The sequence below is a fragment of the Mesorhizobium sp. M7A.F.Ca.CA.002.04.1.1 genome (assembly GCF_004022805.1).
Lineage (GTDB): Bacteria > Pseudomonadota > Alphaproteobacteria > Rhizobiales > Rhizobiaceae > Mesorhizobium > Mesorhizobium ciceri.
The window spans coordinates 1-1,038 of record NZ_RZPL01000274.1 but is presented as its reverse complement, the minus strand read 5'-3'; the positions used below and the strand labels follow the sequence as shown (position 1 = coordinate 1,038).

Here is a 1,038-nt window from a genome sequence, read left to right as displayed (position 1 = left end):
GCGGCGCCAAGGGGCTCGACCCCGCCTCGGGCACCAGGCCAAGGTCGACGAAAGGCGTCCTGAACACGGTGCGCGGCGTGGCGAAGGTCAGGTCGCAATGCAGGTTGAGCGTCGTGCCGATGCCGACCGCGATGCCGTCGACGCCGGAGACCATGGGTTTTTCGACCCTGGCCAGCGCCATCAGGAAGTCCCAGACTTCGGTGCCGCCGTCACCACCGGTGGCGATGATCATGAAGTCGGCAAGGTCGTTGCCTGAGGAGAAGGCGCCGGGCACGCCGAGAAAGACATGGACGCGGATCTCCGGGTCGGCGTCGCCTTCTGCCAGGCTTTTTGACATTTTCGCATACATGGCGCGCGTCAGCGCGTTCTTCTTGTCCGGCCGGTTCATGCGGATGATCTGGATGGCGCCCTGGCGCTCGACGAGGATATGGTCTGTCACGGTTCTTTCCTTGTGAACGTCAGGCGGAAATCAGCGTTTTTCCGGCAGCGGCGAGGCTTTCGGCGCCATCGATGACGCGCGCCCGCAAAGCGCTGACCTCGCCGAGCAGGTTTTCGGCGAAGAAGCGGCAAAGGGGAATACGGCCTTGGTCGGCAAGAGCGCCGCGCGCCAGATAGGCGCCGCCGGCGGCAAGCGAGATCAGCCTGAGATAGGGCGTCGCACCCGCCAGCGCCTCGTCCGCCCGGCCTTCGGCCGCCAGTTTCTGCAGGAAGCGGGTCGCTTCGCTGAGATCGCCAAGTGCCGCGTCGAGAGCGTCGGCGGTGCGGCCGAAACCCTGCAGGTTCGAGGTCCGCACCGCTGCGGCCATATCAGCCAGTTCGGCGATATAACCATGCACATGGTCGCCGCCGCCGAGTGGCAGCTTGCGCATCACCAGATCGATCGCCTGAATGCCGTTGGTGCCCTCGTAGCTCGGGGCGATGCGCGAATCACGATAGAAGGCGGCCGCTCCCGTCTCCTCGATGAAGCCCATGCCGCCATGAACCTGGAGGCCGAGTGAGGCAACCTCGACGCCGATATCGGTCGAGAACGACTTGGCA

The 1,038-nt window shown here is 65.2% G+C and carries 1 protein-coding gene and 1 pseudogene; both read right to left on the bottom strand.

The window, feature by feature from the left end; all coding sequences use genetic code 11:
- Positions 1–388, bottom strand: a pseudogene (locus ENZ75_RS35115) (enoyl-CoA hydratase-related protein); the annotation flags it as partial.
- Positions 389–458: 70 nt separating this feature from the next.
- On the bottom strand, positions 459–1,038 hold a 580-nt coding region (locus tag ENZ75_RS15960; RefSeq protein WP_164887841.1), incomplete at its 5' end, for an acyl-CoA dehydrogenase C-terminal domain-containing protein.